Annotated in this window: 18 protein-coding genes and 1 pseudogene; 10 read left to right on the forward strand and 9 right to left on the reverse strand. The window is 46.4% G+C overall.

Annotated elements, in window-relative coordinates; genetic code table 11:
* The first annotated feature begins 26 nt into the window (after positions 1 to 26).
* The 5 genes from purE to PN466_RS19000 all read left to right on the forward strand — a co-directional run bounded on the left by purE (position 27) and on the right by PN466_RS19000 (position 6,589).
* Positions 27 to 545 (forward strand): 5-(carboxyamino)imidazole ribonucleotide mutase, encoded by a 519-nt coding sequence (gene purE, locus PN466_RS18980; RefSeq protein ID WP_271942441.1) that lies wholly within the window; start codon positions 27 to 29, stop codon positions 543 to 545.
* Positions 546 to 923: 378 nt separating this feature from the next.
* Positions 924 to 2,363, forward strand: coding sequence for an ammonium transporter (locus PN466_RS18985; protein WP_271942507.1), 1,440 nt, complete (start codon positions 924 to 926; stop codon positions 2,361 to 2,363).
* 144 nt (positions 2,364 to 2,507) lie between these two features.
* On the forward strand, positions 2,508 to 3,422 hold the full coding sequence (locus PN466_RS18990; RefSeq protein WP_271942444.1) for a GDSL-type esterase/lipase family protein: 915 nt from the start codon (positions 2,508 to 2,510) through the stop codon (positions 3,420 to 3,422).
* 21 nt (positions 3,423 to 3,443) lie between these two features.
* Complete coding sequence (locus tag PN466_RS18995) at positions 3,444 to 4,637, forward strand: 4-hydroxy-3-methylbut-2-enyl diphosphate reductase (protein ID WP_271942446.1); 1,194 nt, start codon at positions 3,444 to 3,446, stop codon at positions 4,635 to 4,637.
* Positions 4,638 to 5,176: 539 nt separating this feature from the next.
* On the forward strand, positions 5,177 to 6,589 hold the full coding sequence (locus tag PN466_RS19000; RefSeq protein WP_271942448.1) for an ABC transporter substrate-binding protein: 1,413 nt from the start codon (positions 5,177 to 5,179) through the stop codon (positions 6,587 to 6,589).
* Positions 6,590 to 6,908: 319 nt separating this feature from the next.
* Here the strand turns inward: PN466_RS19000 and PN466_RS19005 are convergent, their stop codons facing one another.
* Positions 6,909 to 7,157: a Ycf34 family protein gene (locus tag PN466_RS19005; RefSeq protein WP_271942451.1), complete on the reverse strand. Its 249-nt coding sequence runs from the start codon at positions 7,155 to 7,157 to the stop codon at positions 6,909 to 6,911.
* A 195-nt stretch (positions 7,158 to 7,352) separates the two neighbouring features.
* Between PN466_RS19005 and PN466_RS19010 the strand changes: the two genes are divergently transcribed.
* A complete protein-coding gene (locus tag PN466_RS19010; RefSeq protein ID WP_271942454.1) occupies positions 7,353 to 8,609 on the forward strand; it encodes a CCA tRNA nucleotidyltransferase in 1,257 nt (418 codons plus the stop codon).
* A 117-nt stretch (positions 8,610 to 8,726) separates the two neighbouring features.
* On the opposite strand, the pseudogene PN466_RS26475 reads toward PN466_RS19010, so the two are convergent.
* A pseudogene (locus PN466_RS26475) lies at positions 8,727 to 9,002 on the reverse strand (sensor histidine kinase); the annotation flags it as partial.
* Positions 9,003 to 9,349: 347 nt separating this feature from the next.
* Between PN466_RS26475 and PN466_RS19020 the strand changes: the two are divergent.
* Positions 9,350 to 11,293 (forward strand): C1 family peptidase, encoded by a 1,944-nt coding sequence (locus PN466_RS19020; protein ID WP_271942456.1) that lies wholly within the window; start codon positions 9,350 to 9,352, stop codon positions 11,291 to 11,293.
* 33 nt (positions 11,294 to 11,326) lie between these two features.
* Here PN466_RS19020 and PN466_RS19025 read toward each other — a convergent pair whose 3' ends face one another.
* The 4 genes from PN466_RS19025 to PN466_RS19040 all read right to left on the reverse strand — a co-directional run bounded on the left by PN466_RS19025 (position 11,327) and on the right by PN466_RS19040 (position 12,926).
* Positions 11,327 to 11,752, reverse strand: a complete 426-nt coding sequence (locus tag PN466_RS19025; protein ID WP_271942459.1) for an HNH endonuclease — start codon at positions 11,750 to 11,752, stop codon at positions 11,327 to 11,329.
* Entirely contained in the window at positions 11,752 to 12,138 is a 387-nt protein-coding gene (locus PN466_RS19030) for a hypothetical protein (RefSeq protein WP_271942461.1), read from the reverse strand. Before PN466_RS19030 ends, PN466_RS19025 begins: the two co-directional genes overlap by 1 nt.
* Positions 12,139 to 12,256: 118 nt before the next feature.
* Positions 12,257 to 12,592: a HepT-like ribonuclease domain-containing protein gene (locus tag PN466_RS19035; RefSeq protein WP_271942464.1), complete on the reverse strand. Its 336-nt coding sequence runs from the start codon at positions 12,590 to 12,592 to the stop codon at positions 12,257 to 12,259.
* Entirely contained in the window at positions 12,564 to 12,926 is a 363-nt protein-coding gene (locus PN466_RS19040) for a nucleotidyltransferase family protein (RefSeq protein WP_271942467.1), read from the reverse strand. Before PN466_RS19040 ends, PN466_RS19035 begins: the two co-directional genes overlap by 29 nt.
* Before the next feature lie 91 nt (positions 12,927 to 13,017).
* Between PN466_RS19040 and PN466_RS19045 the strand changes: the two genes are divergently transcribed.
* From PN466_RS19045 to PN466_RS19055, 3 genes are all read left to right on the forward strand, one after another.
* Positions 13,018 to 13,725 carry a diacylglycerol/polyprenol kinase family protein gene (locus tag PN466_RS19045; RefSeq protein ID WP_271942469.1) on the forward strand — a complete coding sequence of 236 codons (708 nt, stop codon included), beginning with the start codon at positions 13,018 to 13,020 and terminating at the stop codon, positions 13,723 to 13,725.
* Between the two features lie 90 nt (positions 13,726 to 13,815).
* Positions 13,816 to 14,391, forward strand: a complete 576-nt coding sequence (locus tag PN466_RS19050; RefSeq protein WP_271942471.1) for a DUF3038 domain-containing protein — start codon at positions 13,816 to 13,818, stop codon at positions 14,389 to 14,391.
* 41 nt (positions 14,392 to 14,432) lie between these two features.
* Positions 14,433 to 15,779, forward strand: a complete 1,347-nt coding sequence (locus PN466_RS19055) for a DUF4335 domain-containing protein (RefSeq protein WP_271942474.1) — start codon at positions 14,433 to 14,435, stop codon at positions 15,777 to 15,779.
* 66 nt (positions 15,780 to 15,845) lie between these two features.
* On the opposite strand, the gene PN466_RS19060 is transcribed toward PN466_RS19055, so the two are convergent.
* The 3 genes from PN466_RS19060 to PN466_RS19070 form a co-directional block, all read right to left on the reverse strand.
* Positions 15,846 to 17,465: an ABC transporter ATP-binding protein gene (locus tag PN466_RS19060; protein WP_271942476.1), complete on the reverse strand. Its 1,620-nt coding sequence runs from the start codon at positions 17,463 to 17,465 to the stop codon at positions 15,846 to 15,848.
* A gap of 134 nt (positions 17,466 to 17,599) precedes the next feature.
* Entirely contained in the window at positions 17,600 to 18,748 is a 1,149-nt protein-coding gene (locus PN466_RS19065) for an MSMEG_0565 family glycosyltransferase (protein ID WP_271942479.1), read from the reverse strand.
* Positions 18,749 to 18,966: 218 nt separating this feature from the next.
* On the reverse strand, positions 18,967 to 20,247 hold the full coding sequence (locus PN466_RS19070; RefSeq protein WP_271942481.1) for an MSMEG_0569 family flavin-dependent oxidoreductase: 1,281 nt from the start codon (positions 20,245 to 20,247) through the stop codon (positions 18,967 to 18,969).
* Between the last annotated feature and the right edge of the window lie 245 nt (positions 20,248 to 20,492).

Here is a 20,492-nt window from a genome sequence, read left to right on the forward strand (position 1 = left end):
ATCCTGAATCTCAATACCTGATGCTTATGTCCGATCCTCTCGTTGGTATTATTATGGGCAGTGATTCCGATCTGCCCACTATGAAAGTGGCGATCGCCGTTTGCGAAGATTTTCAAATCCCAACTGAAGTAGCCATTGTTTCTGCCCATCGCACGCCCGAACGGATGGTCACCTATGCCCAGAAAGCCCATGAACGGGGCATTAAAGTGATTATCGCTGGCGCTGGAGGGGCAGCCCATCTACCGGGCATGGTCGCTTCATTAACGCCTTTACCGGTTATTGGTGTACCTGTAGCCTCTCGCCATCTACAAGGACTCGACTCCCTCTACTCCATTGTACAGATGCCCAGAGGAATTCCCGTGGCGACCGTGGCGATCGGCAACGCTCAGAATGCCGGACTATTAGCCATTCAAATCTTAGCCACTTCTCAACCCCAGTTACTGCAAGCCGTTCAAGCCTATCGCCAACAACTCAATCAATCGGTAATTGATAAACAAACTCAATTAGAACGTCTGGGATATGCAGATTACTTAGAAAGTATGTAATATAATTTTTCAACAGAATCTTCAAAAAGTAGCCTAGAATACAGAATAAACTCATCGAAATTGATGCAATCTATCTATCGTATTCACAGAACCAATTCAAGGAGTAGCCAAGCTTAAAGTAAACCTTAAAGTCGGCATTGAGTTTGACAGCATCCTGATTAGATTGGTTCTACGAAAAGCTGGAAGCCTATCTATTGTCACCTACTCAGTGAGTAAACTGCATCTCCAAATTTTTGCGGTGATTCTCCAATAAAGAAATTCATGGAAAGACAATCATTGAAAACTCAACGCCTTGATATCGGAGGGAGTCCGAAAAAACTCCCAAACCTCTTGGGCAATAAGCCCTGGAGTCAACGGCCCCAACTGAGCGCCCTACGCATGTTATGGGGTCGTCGCAGTACTCTCAATTGGATTGCCTGTATTCCCCTATCCGCAATCATTGTGGTGATTTGGGAAGTAGCCGCCCAAGCTCAAGAAGCTGCCCAACCCGGGTCTCCAGAATATATCCAAGGAGTCCTCAATGCCATTTGGATTTTAATTGCTGCCATCCTGGTCATCTTCATGAATGCCGGGTTTGGTATGTTAGAAACTGGATTTTGTCGTCAGAAAAACGCGGTCAACATCCTGTCCAAAAACCTGATTGTTTTTGCCCTAGCAACTCTCAGCTTTTGGGCTATTGGCTTTTCCCTGATGTTTGGCTCGGGTAATGGCTTCATCGGTGGTGGCGGTTGGTTCCTCAGCAGCACCGATCCGGCAACCTATGGACTCGATCCATTCCCTGGAGGGTTACCCATTCCGGTATTCTTCCTTTTCCAAGCTGCCTTTGCTGGAACGGCTGCCACGATTGTTTCCGGAGCAGTAGCAGAACGGATTGAGTTTATCGCCTTTGTCCTCTTCTCCCTACTGATTGTGGGCATTAGCTATCCTATCTCAGGTCACTGGGTTTGGGGTGGCGGTATGTTAAGCGATATTGGTTTCCTGGGTACGGGATTTTCTGATTTCGCTGGTTCTACCGTCGTTCACTCTGTTGGAGGTTGGGCAGCTCTGATGGGTGCGGCAATCTTAGGGCCTCGGCTGGGTAAATATGAAGATGGCCAAGCCCGCGCGATTCCCGGCCACAGTATGAGTATTGCCACATTAGGATGTCTCATCCTCTGGATTGGCTGGTTTGGATTTAACCCCGGTTCCCAACTGGCGGCTGATGAATTCGTTCCCTATATTGCTGTAACGACTAACCTAGCTGCTGCTGCTGGTGGGGTTTCAGCTACCGCTGTTTCTTGGCTCAAAGATGGTAAGCCTGACCTATCGATGATCATCAATGGTATTCTGGCTGGTCTGGTAGGGATTACGGCGGGTTGCGATGGAGTGTCTTATCTCGGAGCTGTGATTATTGGCTTAATTGCTGGAGCGATCGTTGTCTATTCTGTCGGCATCATCGATACCGTTCTCAAAATTGATGACCCTGTGGGTGCGATTTCGGTTCACTTAGTTAATGGGGCTTGGGGAACTATAGCTGTTGGCTTATTTAATACGGAATCTGGTCTATTTTATGGCGGTGGAGCCAATCAACTGATGGCCCAAATTATCGGTATTCTAACCATTGGTGGCTTTACGGTGTTGCTCAGTACCATCTTCTGGTTAGCGCTCAAAGCAACAGTCGGTATCCGCGTCCATCCAGAACAAGAGTTTGAAGGCTTGGATATCGCTGAACATGGCATGGAAGCTTACAGTGGATTCTTGAAAGAGTCCAGTGGGGTAAGGAGTGGAGGAATGGCAGATGCAATGAAGGCGGCTAGTTCTAAAGGTAGCTCAGACTAATTGTTCTAGAGTGTTTTAAGGTTAAGTTATTTCCTCTGATGAGAACCGCTAAGGAAAATCTTTAATCCTTAGCGGCTTTGTTTTGTTGAGCGTCCGATCCTATCATGGGATTGGTAATTGAGTCTGTTGAATCGGTGTAGGGTTGTGTTCAACCGTAGAAAAAAAATTCCCATTTGGGTAGGATTATCTCTATCTGCCAATGTGGTCTTAGCTTTATTACTGATCCAGGGGCAGCGTGAGATGGACTCGGTCGAAGGGCGATCGCTCTTACCAACGACAGATAATCCTTCAGGTATTCCTGCTCAAGCCCAGATCGTCTCAGTGAAGACGGGTGTCCAACAGAGCGTTACCCCAGCTCCAACCCCATCTTCATCCCCATCTCCAGCCCCAGCCCCCGATAAACCTCAGAGTCATCACCTGACCTATCAAGAATGGGTGGAACTCTTGGCTAGAGAAGCCCAAGTTGCAGCGACTCAACAACCGGAAAATTTATCCATTTTAGCGGGAGACTCAATTAGTTTATGGTTTCCTCCAGCCTTGCTACCTCGTGGACAAACTTGGCTCAACCAGGGGATTTCTGGGGAAACTTCTGGGGGGTTATATCGCCGTTTACCTCTTTTAGATGGCACGAACCCCAAAACGATCTTTATTCTAATTGGCATTAACGATTTGCTCAAGGGAGTGAGCGATCGCGAAATCTTGGATAACCATAAGCAAATTATTCAAGACCTGAAATGGAATCACCCCCAGACAAAACTGGTCATCCAATCTATCTTGCCCCATCAAGGGCCACAGGCGACTTGGGAACAGAAAGAACGTCTTTTATCGGTCTCGAATGAACGAATTCGCCAACTGAATCAACACCTTTGGGCCCTAGCTCAGTCCCACGGAGTATATTATCTTGATTTATATCCCCTGTTTGCAACTGCACAAGGGAGTCTGCGGGCTGAGTTAACTACTGATGGCTTACATCTGAATCATCAAGGCTATTTGATTTGGAGTACGGCTATGCAAATGTTCAGCCAACATTACCTAGACTCTCGCCAGGGCTATCCCTAACTCACAGACACTCATTAATCCATGGATACTAAAGCCTTTTCTAGCACGCTCAAAAAATCTGACAATTACCATCGCAAAGGGTTCGGTCACAAAGAGGAAGTGACTGAGTTAATGAACACGGCATATCAAAGTCCCCTGGTGCAACAGTTGCGCGAGAATAACTATACGCTCACTCAGGGAAAGGTAACCATCCGATTGGCTGAGTCCTTTGGATTTTGTTGGGGAGTGGAACGAGCAGTAGCCATGGCTTATGAAACTCGCGAACATTTCCCCACGGAAGAGATCTGGATTACCAATGAGATTATCCATAATCCAGATGTTAATGACCATTTGCGCAAGATGAATGTGCAGTTTGTTCCGGTTGAAGGAAATACTAAAGATTTCTCGGTGGTGAACTCAGGAGATGTGGTGATTTTACCTGCTTTTGGCGCAAGCGTGCAGGAAATGAAGCAGCTCTATGACAAGGACTGTAAAATTGTGGATACCACTTGCCCCTGGGTATCTAAGGTCTGGAATACAGTAGAAAGACACAAAAAGAAAAGCTACACTTCGATTATTCATGGTAAATATAAGCACGAGGAAACTGTAGCCACAAGTTCCTTTGCAGGAACCTATTTAATTGTCCTGAATATGGCAGAAGCAGAATATGTCTGTAACTATATTCTTCATGGGGGAGATAAGACGGAGTTCTTAGAAAAGTTTAGTCGAGCTTGCTCGGAAGGGTTCGATCCTGACCGAGATTTAGTTGCGGTGGGAATTGCCAATCAAACTACCATGCTCAAAAGTGAAACGGAGCAGATTGGCAAGTTGTTTGAACATACCATGATGAAAAAGTATGGCCCTGATACCTTGACGGAGCATTTTCATAGTTTTAATACGATTTGTGATGCCACCCAAGAGCGCCAGGATGCCATGTTAGGCTTGGTGGAAGAATCCATGGATTTGATGGTGGTCATTGGTGGCTTTAATTCATCGAATACGACCCATTTACAAGAAATTGCGATCGCCAGAGGCATTCCTTCCTATCATATTGATGGGGGCGCTCGCATTTTGGCCGATAATCGCATTGAACATAAACCCTTGGATGGGGCGATCTCCATTGCTGACGATTGGTTACCTTCTGGTGAGATTGTAATTGGTATTACTTCTGGTGCTTCCACTCCCGATAAGGCGGTGGAAGAGGTCTTAGAAAAGATTTTTGCTGCTAAAGCGTAGAGCGCTACGCGCTAGGGAATAGGGAGTAGGGAATAGGAAATAGGAAAAACCCAGTTTTTTCCTTCTCTTGAACTATCGATCAATAGCGTTATCCCATTGCCTACTACCTACTGCCCATTACCCTATAAAAAAACAGGGGGATTTCGTCTATTACCCCTGTTTTTGTTAATTGAGGAACGACTTAGAATACAGAAATAGCGTCTAAATAAACTTCAGGTTTAGATAGAATTGGGTAGTCAATCACCGCATTTCCAACAGCACATATAGCAGTGAAAGAGTTGATTAGGACAGTGAAGTTATGGTTTGAGGCAATAGGCAAGAGGGACTCTAGCAATAGAAAATGTCCTAACTCTCCCTATTCTCTGCTATAACAGCATAGGCATGGCTTAGTTATAGTGCATGTTCATGGGGAAATGATATAATCCTTGCTTTCGATCATCGATGAGGACTCTCAGTGCGTAGCGCTAGAGTTGGAATCAGACCTAATCTTTAATTTTTAATTTTTAATTTTTAATGGCTTTGAATTCTGGAGAGAACAGATGACTCAAAAGAATGATACCCCAATCTTAGTGGTTGCCCTGATTGTATGTTTGGGCGTAGTCGGTTTTGGTTTATGGTGGTTTCTGAATCGGACAGAGGTACAGGTCGCCAGTTCCCCTTCACCGGAAATGGTGGATTTTCAAGTAGAGGAGCGGCTTAGTACTGGAGAGCGGTTGTTAATTACACAAGGGGCAACCCTCCAGAAACGGAGTGCAGTCGCTCAGATAGCGCAAGGAAAATGGGAAGAGGCGATCGCCAATTTAGAATACTCTTTAAACCTCAATCGTAACGATCCTGAAGCGCTGATCTATCTGAACAACGCCCGCATTGCTGGGCAAACAGCCTATACCCTGGCTGTATCTGTCCCCATTACCACCCAACTTAATGCTGCCCAAGAGTTACTGCGCGGTGTAGCTCAAGCACAACAAGAGATGAATGAACAGGGAGGAATTCAAGGAACTCCCATACAGATTTTAATTGCTGACGATGCGAATAATCCAGATGCTGCTGTTGAGATTGCCCAAAAATTGGTAGCTGACGATCGCATTTTGGCAGTCATTGGTCACTATAGTAGTGGGGTAAGTCTGGCGGCTGCTTCTGTATATGAAAATGGGCAATTGGTCATGATTTCTCCTACGTCTACTTCCGTAGAGTTGTCGGGGAAAGGCAATTATGTTTTCCGCACTGTTCCAAGCGATCTCTTTTCGGGAACAACTCTCGCGCGCTATTTGCTTCAAGATCTACAAAAACAAAAGGTAGCTGTATTTTTTAACTCCACCAGCAATTATAGTCAATCCCTCAAAGATAGCTTTACTACCGCCCTATTTGCGGATGGCGGTGAGGTAGTCACCGAGATAGACTTTGCCAGCTTCATGTTTAATCCGAGTCAGGCGATTGAAGAGGTGATGGCTCAAGGTGCTGAGGCGATTTTACTTGCCTCGGATTCTACGGTATTCCCTGATGCTCTTGATGCGATCATTATTAATAACCATAAATTACCTCTCCTGGGAGGCGATAGTTTATACAGATCTGAAGTCTTAAAAGCAGGACGAGCAAAAGCAATGGGGATGGTTGTTGCTATCCCTTGGGATTTTGTCGCCAATGCCAACTCTGCTTTTGCCCAAAGCAGCCTCCAGTTATGGAGCGCACAGGTGAATTGGCGCACTGCCTTAGCCTATGATGCGGCTCAAGCGCTGTTAGAGGCGATCTCTAGCGAAGAACCGAGTCGTTCCAGCATCCAAAAGGCTCTTGTGGCTCCAGATTTTCAGGTCAATGGTGCATCGGGAACCATTCGGTTTCTGCCATCGGGCGATCGCAATCAAGCCCTCCAGTTAGTACAAGTTCAACCTGGCGATCTCACCGGATTCGGCTATGATTTTGTTCCCCTAGTGGGATTTAAACCAGAACAATAATGATTCCTCTGCTGTTGTTAATTGAGGATGAATACTCATTGGTTAAACATCTGTAATCAATCACTCAAGAAAATGCCTGAAAAATCAGTATTAGCAGAAAATAAATAGCAATGGAGTAATCCTGTATTCTTACCCCTATTCCCTATTCCCTATTCCCTATTCCCTATTCCCTCACCTTCTACAAGAAGTCTAATGATTGACGCGAGATCGGGAAACTAAGACTTCTATTGCTCTGATGCTTAGTCTAGAAGAACAGGGCAATAATTTAGGGTTGTCTAATTCGCCATGTCTTGAGCATCTCCCCATCCCTGTTTCTAAACTATGTGGGAATTAACTCCCCAGGACGTAACCTTGACCATTTACCCTGTTCTTGTTTAAAACTCTCACATCCAACCACATCCCATTCCATCTCAATGATCTCTCCCTGGTGGCGGATATTGACATTAATTTCAGGGTTGATGGGTTCAAAATCCGGATTTTCCGCCAGATGGGGTTGTTGGTGTTGACCTTCCACGGCATGATAGGTAAGGCAACGGTCTACATATTCGCAATTGACACAAATGCACATAAGCCAACATCAAGCTAAAACATCACATATAGAAAAAGAGAAGGATAAAGTACGCTCCCCTTCCCTCATACCAATTCTCGATCGGTTTGGGCTTAACCATTGGCTGAAAGCAACTTACCTGGAATTGGTATCCCTCTGCTAATCTAACCTATTCCTTCTTGAGATTGCCCAAATGTGTTCAGATTGTAATTCACCATGCTTGACTTAACCGGTGCAGCTCTTAGTCCAGAAACCTGGCCTTTTGATTTAGAATGGCTTCCCGAAGAAACCTGTTTAGTGGGGGGAGCGGTGCGCGATAGCCTGCTGAAACGGCAACGGGATTATCTGGATCTGGATTTTGTGCTGCCGGAAAAGGCTGTAGAAACGGCGCGTCAGATTGCTAAATTCTATGATGCGGGGTTTGTGGTGTTGGATGCCGGGCGGCAAATTGCGCGGGTGGTGTTTGAAAATGCCACAGCAGATTTTGCCCAACAGGAGGGAGAAACCCTACATCTTGATTTAAAGCGGCGGGATTTTACGGTTAATGCGATCGCCTATAATCCGTTTACCCAGACCTTAATTGACCCATTGGAAGGCTGTCAAGATTTACAGCGCCAACTCATCCGTATGGTATCGGCAAAAAATTTGGCTGACGATCCCCTGAGGCTGCTACGAGCCTATCGCCAAGCGAGTCAATTGGGGTTTACCCTTGACCGAGAAACGCAAAACACTCTAATCCGGTTAGCACCAAAGTTGCGTCAGGTGGCAGCCGAACGGGTACGGATGGAGTTAGGGTATTTACTGAATTTGCCCTCGGGAAGTGAAGCACTGGAAAAGGCTTGGAAAGATGGAGTGTTAACGGGTTGGTTTCCCCATAGCTGTGCAGAGCGGGTGACTCAAGTCCATCAAGTAGATTGGATGGCAGAGGAATTGAGCGATCGCTGGCCTCAATTACGAGAATACTTTAATCAGCCTATTCTCGCCAGTCAACCCACCAATCGGATCAGTTTAGCTAAACTGATTCTGTTTATCTCCCCAGAAGTCCAAAACGCTGAGGCAGAACTAAAATCCTTGAAATTGAGTCGTGCTGAAATTCGAGCGGCGATCGCCGTTTTGCAGCGCTTGCCGGATATTCTATACCCGCAACAGATGGACTTGCGAGACCAGTATTTTTTCTTTCAAGCGATTCGTTCCGTTTTTCCGACACTGATGCTCTTAGCACGGGTGAGAGGGGTGGCTCTGGAGGCGATCGCGCCGTTGTGCGATCGCTACCTCAATCCCAACGATCCTGTCGTTTATCCCCAACCTCCGATCGCAGGTAATACCTTGATTGAATCCCTTAATCTATCCAAGGGTAAGTTAATCGGTCAATTATTAACCGAAATTCAGATCGCCCAAATTGAAGGTAAGGTCAGCACCCAAGCAGAGGCGATCCAGTTTGCCCAACATTGGCTCAAACCCATTAAACCTTAGTGGGGAACGGGAGAGAGCAGAAAAGGAATTGGTTAGGATAGGCAAAAGGCAATAGAAAATGTCCTAATCCCTCTTCTGTCACTCTAGGAAAACCATGACAGCGCTTTGCGCTGTATCTTATCCCAAGGGCTTGGAAGAATGCAATTTCTCAACGACCAGAGGCAACGTAATCTCAAATTTCGCCCCTTTTCCAGGTTGGGAGAAACAAGTCAGTTCTCCTTGGTGTTTTTCCGTGATAATTTGATAGCTAATTGCTAAACCCAAACCGGTGCCTTTACCCACCGGTTTCGTGGTAAAGAAGGGATCAAAGAGTTTCTCAATGGACGTTTCAGAAATACCTAAGCCATTATCTTCAATCACAATGGCTACCTGATTCTGAACTGAGTAAGTGTGAAAGCAAAATGCAGTGTTTGCTTTCATGGTCACTAGACCCGGTAGCACACTTTTGAGGAATCCAATATCAAAACACCAGCCAATGATTACTATAAATCCAATCCAAAATACAGCGATCGCACTCCGTTTTGAGACTTTTTGCAAATTTGCGATCAGTAACTTAGAGTGACTTACCACTATTTTGAGGATACATCTTGTTATGTTTAACAAATTATACCACTTTTTTGATTTCTGTTGGTAATTGCAGTAAAAAAATCAGGAAATCTTTAGATTTGTAAATAAATTCTGGTTAAAGTTTAAGCTTCGCCATAAAATCAACTCAGTTGCTAATACCGTATTCCCCATTCATGCATAGTATCCTCAAAGTTGTCGATCGCATCCTAGACACCCGTCCCGATACCCTCGACTTTCGCGACCAACTCTACGAAGCGACCCTAGTAGATGTTCCGGCTCGCATCGACCTGGAAGAATACAGGAAACTGAATATTCCCATTCTGGATCAAGGACGGGAAGGGGCTTGTACTGGGTTTGCCCTAGCTACAGTTGCCCATTATTTGCTGGCGAAACGCTACGGGTTAAATAATCTGACTCCAGTTAGCCCCTGGATGTTGTACGCTATGGCCAAGCGCTACGATGAATGGCCGGGAGAAGACTACGAAGGATCGAGTGCCAGAGGAGCCATGAAAGCCTGGCATAAACACGGAGTGTGTAGCGATCGCCTCTGGACCCATCGCTCTGGAAAAGTGAAACGAGACCTGACGGGAACTCAAGCCTCGGATGCATCCCAACGCCCCCTGGGAGCCTATTATCGGGTGAATCATAAAGACTTGGTTGCCATGCATAGTGCGATCGCCGAAGTCGGAATCCTTTATGCTACGGGACTCGTCCATGAAGGCTGGGAAAGAATCGACTCAGATGGCGCGATCCCCCTCAAAGAAACGATTCGAGGCGGCCATGCTTTTGCTCTAGTGGGCTATGATGAACGGGGCTTTTGGTTCCAAAACTCCTGGGGCAATACCTGGGGCAAAAACGGTTTTGCCCTGATCACCTATGATGATTGGCTGCTTAACGGAACCGATGTTTGGGTCGCGCGTTTGGGTGTTCCGATTATCCTCAATAATCCCATTCCCAGAAAATCTCAGCCACGTAGTAGTCAGCAAAAAACCAGTGCTATCTATGCAAATTTGCGTCCTCACTTAATCAGTATTGGTGCAGATGGGGCATTAAGCGACAATGGAACCTATGCAACCTCCTCTGAAGCTGTCCAGAGAATTTTAACCGAAGACTTTCCCCAGATGAGCGCATCTTGGCAGAAAAAACGCCTCTGTCTATTTGTCCCAGGGGGTTTACAGTCGAAAGACCAGGTGGTTGAAGCGATGACCAACTTGCGGCAAGTCTTTCTCAATCAAGAAATTTATCCCCTTGCTTTCCTCTGGAATAACGAGTATGGTGCAACGTTAACGCAGATTCTGCAAAATGGCTTAAAGCAGCGCCGACCCGAAGGTACAGTAGAAGACAATCAGGATTTTATGCTCGATCGCCTCGATGATGCCCTAGAACCGCTTGTCCGTCCAGAGGGAAGTCTTCAATGGAGTGTGTTGAAAACCAAAGCCTTACAAGCAGCGAAAATCTACAATGGGGGAATACGCTTAATTTTGCAATTTATCGATCAATTGCAAAAACAAGAGCCGAATCTAGAAATTCATCTCGTTGGTCATAGTTTAGGCAGTTTGCTCTTAGAACCCTTGGTACAACTGTTAACCACAGACGGTTTAATTAGCGGTTCCCTCCTGGGGGGAGATGTGGGCTATGGTCAGGCGATCGCCTCCTGTACCCTCTGGGCCCCTGCTTCCACTCTATCAGCGTTTCATGAAAGTTATGGCCAGGCGATCGCCAACAACAAAATCGGCAAATTTACCCTATTTACCCTCACTGATGAAGCGGAAAATAACGACCAATGTGCTAACATTTATCACCGCTCTCTACTCTATTTGATCGCCCATAGCTTAGAAGAAAAACCCCGAATTCCCTTTTCGCCCACCCATGCTCAAGGAACGGCGATCGCCGGAATGGAGAAATTTATCCGCCAAGATGAACAACTCCAAAGTTGGATCGCCTCTGGCAAAGTGGATTGGATTTTAGCGCCCAATACCGGTTCCCAAGGCGCTCAATTCCATTGTGCCGCCCGCACCCATGAAGGCTTTTCCCAAGATCCAGCAACCTTAAGAGCGACCTTAGCTCGTATTCTGGGAGAACCCGAAATGGAGGAGAGCGAAGACACTCAAGAGTAGGCGATCGAAGGGCACAAGGTTGAGCAGATCTGATTAACTCTCTTCCGGAGGATGCCAACCGGCTGAAACCCAAGCTTGTCTTACAGCTACAGCATAGGGATTATTTAATTTTAAGGCGATCGCTGTCGCTCGCCCACAGGCTGTAATCCCCTGAATCCTTGTGCCATCTTCCGACCAAGTAAAATGGGAAGACCATTGTTGCTGACGAGGGTTGTATAACTCTACCTTTTTCTGGGTTATGGGATCTTGAGCGTGGGTTTGTGTCCCTTTGTAGGAATTGCACAGACGACAAGCAAGCCAAAGATTGTCTTCCTCATCAGAGCCACCTGCGGCTTTAGGGATAATATGGTCGATTTCCAAAACTCCTAAAATATATTGCTGCGCACTCTGGCAGTAGCCACATTGATTTTGGGCAGCGGCTCGAACATTAGACCGTATTTTTTCAGAAATTTGACTCACTACTTCAAGGGTTCAATCAACCCACGCTTAACAGCTTCATTGAGAGCAGTGGCTTTTCGTAGTAACTCCTCTTGATAAATTTGCATTAATGCTTGTAATTCAGACACTTCATCCGTATTTAAGAGTCCAGCTTGCTGGCGATCTAGTAACTGGCTTAACCGAGCATCTTGATCTGCTTCCATTTGTAGGGCACTCAGATCTAAAATCTCCCGATCTGACAAACTAGATATGGGTTGTAGATCCAATCCATTACTCCTAACGGGTGGAATTAAGGAAGTTATGGTATCGGCTAAAACACTAGCTAAATCTCGGTTCGCCAGTTGTGCAAAACGTTCAGCCTGTAGATAAACATCATCAGGTAAGGTAATAGTGATTTGGGTACTCATGGGTTGGCATCAGACTGGAGTATTTTCAGGATAACGAGAAAATGTAGCTCACCTAGGGCCGAATTCTGGCAGAATCAGACATAGAGTAGTCGAAAACTGGAAACCGTAGGCGATCGGGCTATGGCACGGGTAAGAGTGGAGTGATGTACTCTAACAATTGAGGAATGTATGTTTGAACAACTTGCCAGACTAGATCGAGTTTAACTTCATCATAATCATGGACTAGGCGATCGCGCATCCCGGCAATTTGTCTCCACTCAATTGCCCCATAGCGCTCGCGAAATTCCGGTGAAAGACGTTTGACGACTTCACCAATAATCGTAATTTCATATAAAACCGCCAGTTGTGTTCTTTCATCCTGCTCAAAATCTGCTTCAGTCATATTCTCAGTTAATCGGAGAATTGTGCGACAGAATTTAGCTATATCAAACAAATAGGATTCGTCCCGATTCATAGATCACCTGTGCTGTACTGAGAATATTTTGGCGGCGAATCCAGTTATCACTCTCAATCACTGAGGATTTTTCAATCAAATCAACCTGACGACCTAACCCGTCTTCCAATTGATATTGGATCTTCACCAAATCCATTAGACTCATGCGAGAACGAAAATTAGGGTCAAAGACCACCAAAAGATCGATATCACTATCCGGTTTAAAGTCTTCTCGGAGAATCGAGCCAAATACAGAGAGTTCAACAATACCCCACTGCGGGCAAAAATCAGCGAGTTGTTTCGGAGTAATTCCTAGGCGATCCGAAAGAAGAGGATCAGATATTTTCAGACTCATTAGGCTTTTACCTTAAAATCAAGGTCACATGGGGCCGAATTCTGGCAGAATCAGACATAGAGTAGTCGAAAACTGGAAACCATAGGCGATCGTGTCCATTTCCCCCGTCTTTACTTTAGAGCTAAAATTTCTCACCATCAGTCTATGGCTAGGATTGATCTTCTTGGCCTCGGTCTGGCTGAGTCGTTATCCTTGGGCAAATGCGGAAATCATTCGCAAGGTGGTTCATATTGGCTCAGGAAATGTGATTCTGTTGGCTTGGTTCTTCGATATTCCCGCTTGGGTGGGGATAGCCGCCTCGATTGTATTTAGTGCGATCGCCCTGTTATCCTACTCTTTCCCCATCCTACCGGGCATTAATGGCATCGGTCGCCAAAGTTGGGGTACATTTTTCTACTCAGTGAGTATTGGTCTGCTCATTGCCCTCTTTTGGCCGTTGCATCAACCCTATTATGCTGCTCTGGGCATTTTGATTATGACTTGGGGCGATGCTCTAGCGGCCTTAGTGGGGCAAAATTTTGGCACACATCCCTATTTCCTGGGCACGATTCAAAAAACCTGGGAAGGAACGGCAACCATGTTTGCAGTTAGTTATCTAATCTGTGTCGTGATTTTGCTGCCGGTTTATGGCAATGTGAGCTTGATTTGGATCTCTTCAGCAATCGTTGCTCTGTTTGCCACTATTTTAGAAGCTTTTTCCCGCTTTGGTATTGATAATTTAACCGTCCCCCTCGGTAGCGCGATCCTGGCCTTTGGATTAATGGAAGGCTTAACCCTAGGAGAATTCTATCTCCGTTAACTCTCCCCATGACCTATGCCCCATTGCCCAAATGGTTTCCAAACCTGTAACACTCACACTAGAATCAATACCATGCCCTATGCTTAAATCATGCCTTCACCCGTGAAGTCGCCTAAATCAAAGTCCCAATTGCCCTTGGATCAAGTCCCCGATCCAGAGCAGCTTGACAATATTAAAACCCAATTAGATCTGATTTTACTGGCACTGGAGGCCTTGGCGGGGATTGGCTCCGAAGCCATGCTACAAGCAGCAAGTAAACTTAATTTACCAGGAGTTAGCGATCGCGTCAGCTTGTGGCGTTTACGTCAAGCAAGTCCCTTACGCAAAGGGAGTGGCGGCCGGAAAAAATTGGATGTCGAAGAGGCGCGATCGCTCGTGTTAATCTGTTGTGAATTAGCCCAAAATCACCAAGAACGAATTCGCCGTGCAGTCGGACTACTTGAACAACTGACGGCCGAAGATCGCCCCCCACATACGATGTCCCTCCTGGGGGATTATCTCGACACTTTTACCAATACTTATCAAGAGCGAATGCTTGACGGTGAAGACATCTCCCCCGATGAGCTTACCCCCTTAGCCCTCAAACTCCTAATCGATCTGCTCTTTTACTCGAGTCCCGGAGGCCCTCGTCGTCTCTGGTTAGCCCTCCTAGACCGCTCCCTCTGAATTCATTGTTAATGATTAATGATTAATGGTTAATTGATCCCATGAGTTCCTCCGTCATCCGACGCTATACCCCACCCACCTGCACCCTAGAAATTATCGGTCAATCTTCTCCTCTGTCGCGATGGATGAAACAACCGGTAATCAAAAACCTGCGCTTTCGCTTACATTTCGATGACCCACGGAAAGGAACAGAGGCTAAAATTACGGTTAAGGGCGATCGCACCCAACTCGAAAGCCTCTGTCATACGGTTACCACCACCGTTCAAACGCTCCTCACCCAATCTGCTCCAACCGAACCCAAACGCCTCACCCAACATCAACTCAACCTCGGCCCCCTCGGAGAAGATGACAACGACCTCACTGTTACCCTCAGCGCTCTGCAACTGTTCGATCTGGCCACGGCGATCGAACAATATACCTTAGATCTCGTTACTCTCCCTGAAGGAGTTGAAACTCCCAAACCCATCTCTCCACCCAACCCAACCTTAAGATTTGTAGCCAGTTTCCTGCTGGGTCTTGGCATCACCGCTACCAGTGTCATCGTCTTGAAAGACTTGTATCCCTATCCAGAAGCAAGTTTTGAAACGGCGACTCAACCCCAGAGTGAAAAGGAAACTCAAAGTCCAGAGATTGAGGATAATGCCTCGATTGCCCAACAACCCACTCTTCCCTCTGCCCCCCTAGAGGAAGTCCCCTCACCCTCACCCTCTCCCATGACTTCCGATGAAAAACTACCTCCTCCTCCCCCTGTGGGAGAAACTACCCCTGAATCTCCCGATTCTCCTCCTATTGCCAATGTGACCCCATCCGAACCTCCAAGTATAGCCGCTTCAGCTCCCCCTCCTGCACCCAGTTTTCCGCCACCTGAGCCGGTCTTGAGTGCCCCTACTGAGGGCATCACACTCCCCCCCCCTATCCCTTTAGACGAACCGGAATCAGCGGCTATTTTACCGGCTCCTGAGGCTGAACTCCCCGCCCTTGCACCTGCACCCTCCCTAGAGCGTCCCCCCACAGAACTTGATGATGTAATTCCTCCGACAGAAGCTCAAAGTGCTTCTCCTCCATTAGACCTGAGTGCAAGAGCGGAACGTAATCTATTTGATAATATTCCCCAAGTTGCTGAAGCCCGGCAATATTTTGAACAGCGCTGGACTCCTCCAGAAAGTTTAAATAAAACAATTGAATATAATATTACGCTGAATGTCGATGGCACAGTTCAAGGCATTTCTCCCCTCGGAGAAACCGCAGCAACTTATTTAGATCGCACGGGAATTCCGTTACTGGGTGAACCTTTAGTTTCCCCCCTAGAAAGTACTCTTCAACCTCGCTTGCGTGTTGTTTTTAATCCTGATGGTACAGTACAAACTTTCCTGCAATCTTCTGAATAGGGAATAGGCAATAGGCAATAGGCAATATCCTAACTATCCTTTGCACTATTTCCCTAGGGCGAAGCACTACATCGCCAGTAAGGGAGCAGCAGCAAGCAGGGTTTGGGTGTAAGGATGCTGGGGATGGGTAAAGATTTCGTGGGTGGTGTTGAGTTCGACAATTTTACCTTGATTCATGACCGCGATGCGATCGCATAAAAATCGCGCTACCCAAAGGTCATGGGTGATGAACAGATAGGTGAGTTCAAACTCCCGTTTCAGGTCTAACATCAGTTGTAGCACCTGTGCTTGCACGCTGGCATCGAGCATACTGACGGGTTCATCGCAGATCACCAGTTTCGGCCGCGTAATCAGAGCACGGGCGATCGCCACCCGTTGCTGTTGTCCCCCAGAAAGTTCTCCTGGATAGCGAGAATAGTAGGTTTTTGTGGGGGTTAAACCGACTCTTTCTAGCATCTCTGTGACCCTTGGTTTCGCCGTCTTGGGGGTTTCTAGACCATGAATGAGGAGGGGATCAGTAATGCTCTCACCGACTGTCATGAGGGGATTTAAGCAGGCGTGAGGGTCTTGGAAAACCATTTGCATCTGTTGACGCAGTTGGCGCAGGGATTTACGGTTGATAGAGGTAATTCTATTGCCCAAGAATTCGACCCTGCCAGAGGTGGGTTTAATCAGTTGTAAAATGGTGCGCGAAAGGGTACTTTTTCCACAACCCGATTCTCCGACAAGTCCTAAAATTTCCCCAGGATAGAGTTTAAAGTTGACCCCATCCACGGCTTTAATTACGGTTGCGTTTCGGGTAAACAGTTGTTGGATTAAATTGCTCTCTAAGCTGTAATGTTTGTTCAGATCGTCCACTTGAAGTAAGGGTTGCTTTTCGGGGACAGTCGTCACTGCTTTGGTCTCGATCGCGTGAATATGGAGTGCCGCTTCCAGCAAAGATTGGGTATACTCCTGTTGGGGATGAAAGAGTACCTGTTTGCTCAGATCGCGCTCAATTAACTTCCCTTGATACATCACTGCAATTTCCGAGCAGTATTCCCCCACTAAGGCTAAATCGTGGGAAATTAGCAATAACCCCATTTCCCGCTCGGCACATAACCGGGTTAATTCCTGTAGAATTTGGGCAGAGACGGTTACATCTAAGCTGGTCGTGGGTTCATCGGCAATAATCAGCTTCGGATTTAATAATAGCGCTAAGGCGATCGCCACCCGCTGACGCATTCCTCCGCTAAACTCGTGGGGATATTGAGACCATCGGGACGCAGGAATACTAACGGTTTCCAAAACAGCGATCGCCCGATCCTTGGCTTCCCGATAGGATAAAGACTGGTGAGACTGGAGCGTTTCCACACAATGATCGCCAATCGTCATCAAAGGATCGAGACGAGTCATGGGATCTTGGAAAATGAGCGCGACTTCTTCTCCTCGAAACCGTTGGAGTTCCTCTTCGCTTAACCCTAAAACCGATTTTCCCTCAACTTGAATGTCTCCTTGCACCTGGGACTGGGACGGCAACAGGCGCATAATGGCTCGTCCCAGGGTCGATTTCCCACACCCCGACTCCCCCACCAAACCCAGGCGATCGCCCGCTTTCAGGGTCAAGGAGACCTCGCTAACGGCCCATTCTGAATGGGGATTATAGGCGATCGATAACTGGTCAAGCTGTAACAGAGGTGGAGTCATGGTTTATCGCGCTTCGTGTTGGTCATCGGTCATTAGGATCTAGTTTAGTTTTACAGTACTTCGCGCGGCAGAAGGGGAATGGGGAATGGGGAAACTATTTTTAGTCCTAGGATTAAATTATTCCATCTCCCTCATTAAAAATCATTGCCGCTCAACAAAGTTTGGTAATATTTCCAGTGCATTTGAGCAGAATTATCCCACGTATAGCGAGAGAGAATCGATCGACTATTTTGGATTAATGATTTTCTGGTTTCTGGATCGATGCTTCGTTTCATGGCAATTGCAATCTCATTGACCTGTTCAGCATCCACTAAAAGAGCTTGTTCTCGCGTGAGAAACTCAATAAAAGGAGGCTGATCGCTAGTAACCACGGGAAGTCCTGATGCGATCGCTTCCATCACCACCAAACCCCAGCCTTCTTTAACTGAGGGAAAGATAAAAGCATCGGCACATCGATAGAGAACTGGCAGATCGCGATCGCCGATCGCGCCTGGTAAAAGTAGCGCTTTCCCTTCCTCTATTCCAAGTCGTTTGACTTCTGCAAAAAAGCGATCCTGATAATCCGAATAATCAAACAGGGTCAGTCCTCCAGCAATAATCAATTGCGCTTGCGGAAACTCAGGTAAAACTTGGGCGAATGCCTGTAAGATCCGAATTGAATTTTTGCGCGGTTCTACCCCACCAATATTGAGAAAAATAGGGTGTCCAACGATCCCTAAATGCTTTTTCAAACTGTTTTCTGAACCCTCTTTGAGCGCAGAAAAGCGCTGGGCATTGACTCCATTAAAGACCACGGGTGCATCAATTTTATATAATCGTTGTAATTCTTGCTGCCAGTAACGACTGACGCAGATACAGCGATCGCTCAGTAAAATTGATTTTTCTTGACAAGTTTGTAAATAAGGGCTGGTGTAATTGTCAATATGATGGACAGTGCGCAGAATGTAAGGAATGGAATAGCCTTGCGATCGCAGCCTCACCAAAGCATTGGCACTGATACAGTCCTGAGCATGGTAGATATCATAATCGTCTTCATGTTGACTGAAATAGTTGACATACTCTTGAATGCGCTGTTCTACCACACCATCAATAGTCTGGGGAGGGGGCTTGGTGGGGACTAAACGATAATTGCAAGTGAGAGGACGGCAAAAATTCCCCCCATCTTTATTCAGAGCAAAGATGCAAACCGAGAGTCCCCTGCGATCGAGAGCTTCGGCTAATTCCATGGTATGAATTACGCCACCGCGAGGTTTGGTTGAGTACGTTAAAAGGGCAACTCGCATAATAGACAATAGCTTGCATTGCTTAGGGTTTAAAATTTTAAGCCTGTTCCCTGTTCTCTAACCTCCATCGATCGCGTTTTTAGTCAAAAACGCGAAACCTAGTTCTAAAAAGCTAGGCGGAGAAGCCCGCACTCTACCCGCAGGGTGAGTGTCGGGAGTTGTCACCAAACCCTAATTCACGATCAATGTAACACTCTTGGTCATTGCGTAAAATAGTTTTACGAGCCAAGTGCAGCTTGCTCAATGAGACCCGTGTAGCTTGGATTAAAAGTCTGTTGGGTACTAGCAATATGGTTAGCCAGATAAGTCGCATCCCGTGCGATTCCAGAAAAGCGACCCGAACCCCAAGTATACAGCCAAGGTAAACCGAGGAAATATAATCCTGATACTGAGGTTATTCCGCGATCGTGACCGGGATAGCCTTTACCATCAAAGATGGGCATTTCGATCCATTCATAGTTGGATGTATAGCCCGTACACCAAATCACTGTATTAATGTTGGCATCGCGATAATTTAACTGCAATACTTCGGTTTTGGGTTCCCATACCGGTTGATAGGGCGTTTCGATGGGAGCCGAAATATTATGCTTCTCAATAAAATCGTCAATGGTGCGTTTAATGCTTTCAGCCACAGCATCGGCAGCATCTAAATTTTCCTTGAGATTATCTCGGAATTGTAGGCGATCGCCCTCAATATCGACCAGATGTCCGTAAAGTTTCATTCCTTCTGTGGCAAAATGTCGCAGATCGATTTCTCGTCCGCCCCCTCGCCCGGTAACATAATGATTGGTTTTGGTACGGACTTTATGCTTATCCGGATGCTGGTCGATAGAAAGGTTGTAATATCCCATTTTATCGAGCCAATCTACCACATCTTTCCCGCGATATTTCCGAGGGGAACGAGGTGCGCCACCTACACACAAATGCACGGGTTTGCCCGCAAGATGGAGATCTTCGGCAATTTGACAGCCAGATTGTCCCGTACCAACAATTAAAATTGCTCCATCGGGAAGAGATTCAGGATTTTTATATTCTGAGGAATGGATTTGTTTGATCTGGACAGAAAGACGCTCTGATAAGGCGGGAATTTTAGGACGATGGTAACCTCCTGTGGCAATGACCACGGCATCGCAAGTAAATTCGCCAATGCTGGTTTCTAAGGTATATCGTTTGCTATCAGGACGATGCAACCGTTGCACTTCTACGCCTTCTTTAATCAGAGGATTGAACGATTGGGCATAATCCTGGATGTATTGCACAATTTGATCTCGTTGCATAAATCCATGCGGATCGTTTCCTGGGTAAGTATATCCGGGTAATGTGCATTGCCAGTTAGGAGTAACTAAACAAAAGCTATCCCAGCGCAGCGATCGCCAAGAATAGCCGATCTGATTTTTTTCAAAAATAATACAATCAATTCCTCTCTCTTCCAGACAATAACTCATGGAGAGTCCAGCTTGTCCTCCGCCAACAATTGCTACTGAATAATGGGTCTTCATCACTAAATTCTCCATCAATAAATGCTTCAGGATTGCGATCGCGGTTCAGGTCAGCGATCGCTTAATACCTAACATTGCCCTGTTTGCCAGAGTAGATTCTGCTTGAGTGGTTTCTTGTATGCCTGGCTACAGAATTCCCAGGTTTGATGCTAAGAATAGGGGCACTTGCCAAGAGTTGATTTCTACAACGAAGCCATAACATTACCCCTATCTATTTCCATAGGTAAAAAGCGATCGGGCTGGCC

Source organism: Roseofilum reptotaenium CS-1145, from assembly GCF_028330985.1.
Lineage (GTDB): Bacteria > Cyanobacteriota > Cyanobacteriia > Cyanobacteriales > Desertifilaceae > Roseofilum > Roseofilum reptotaenium.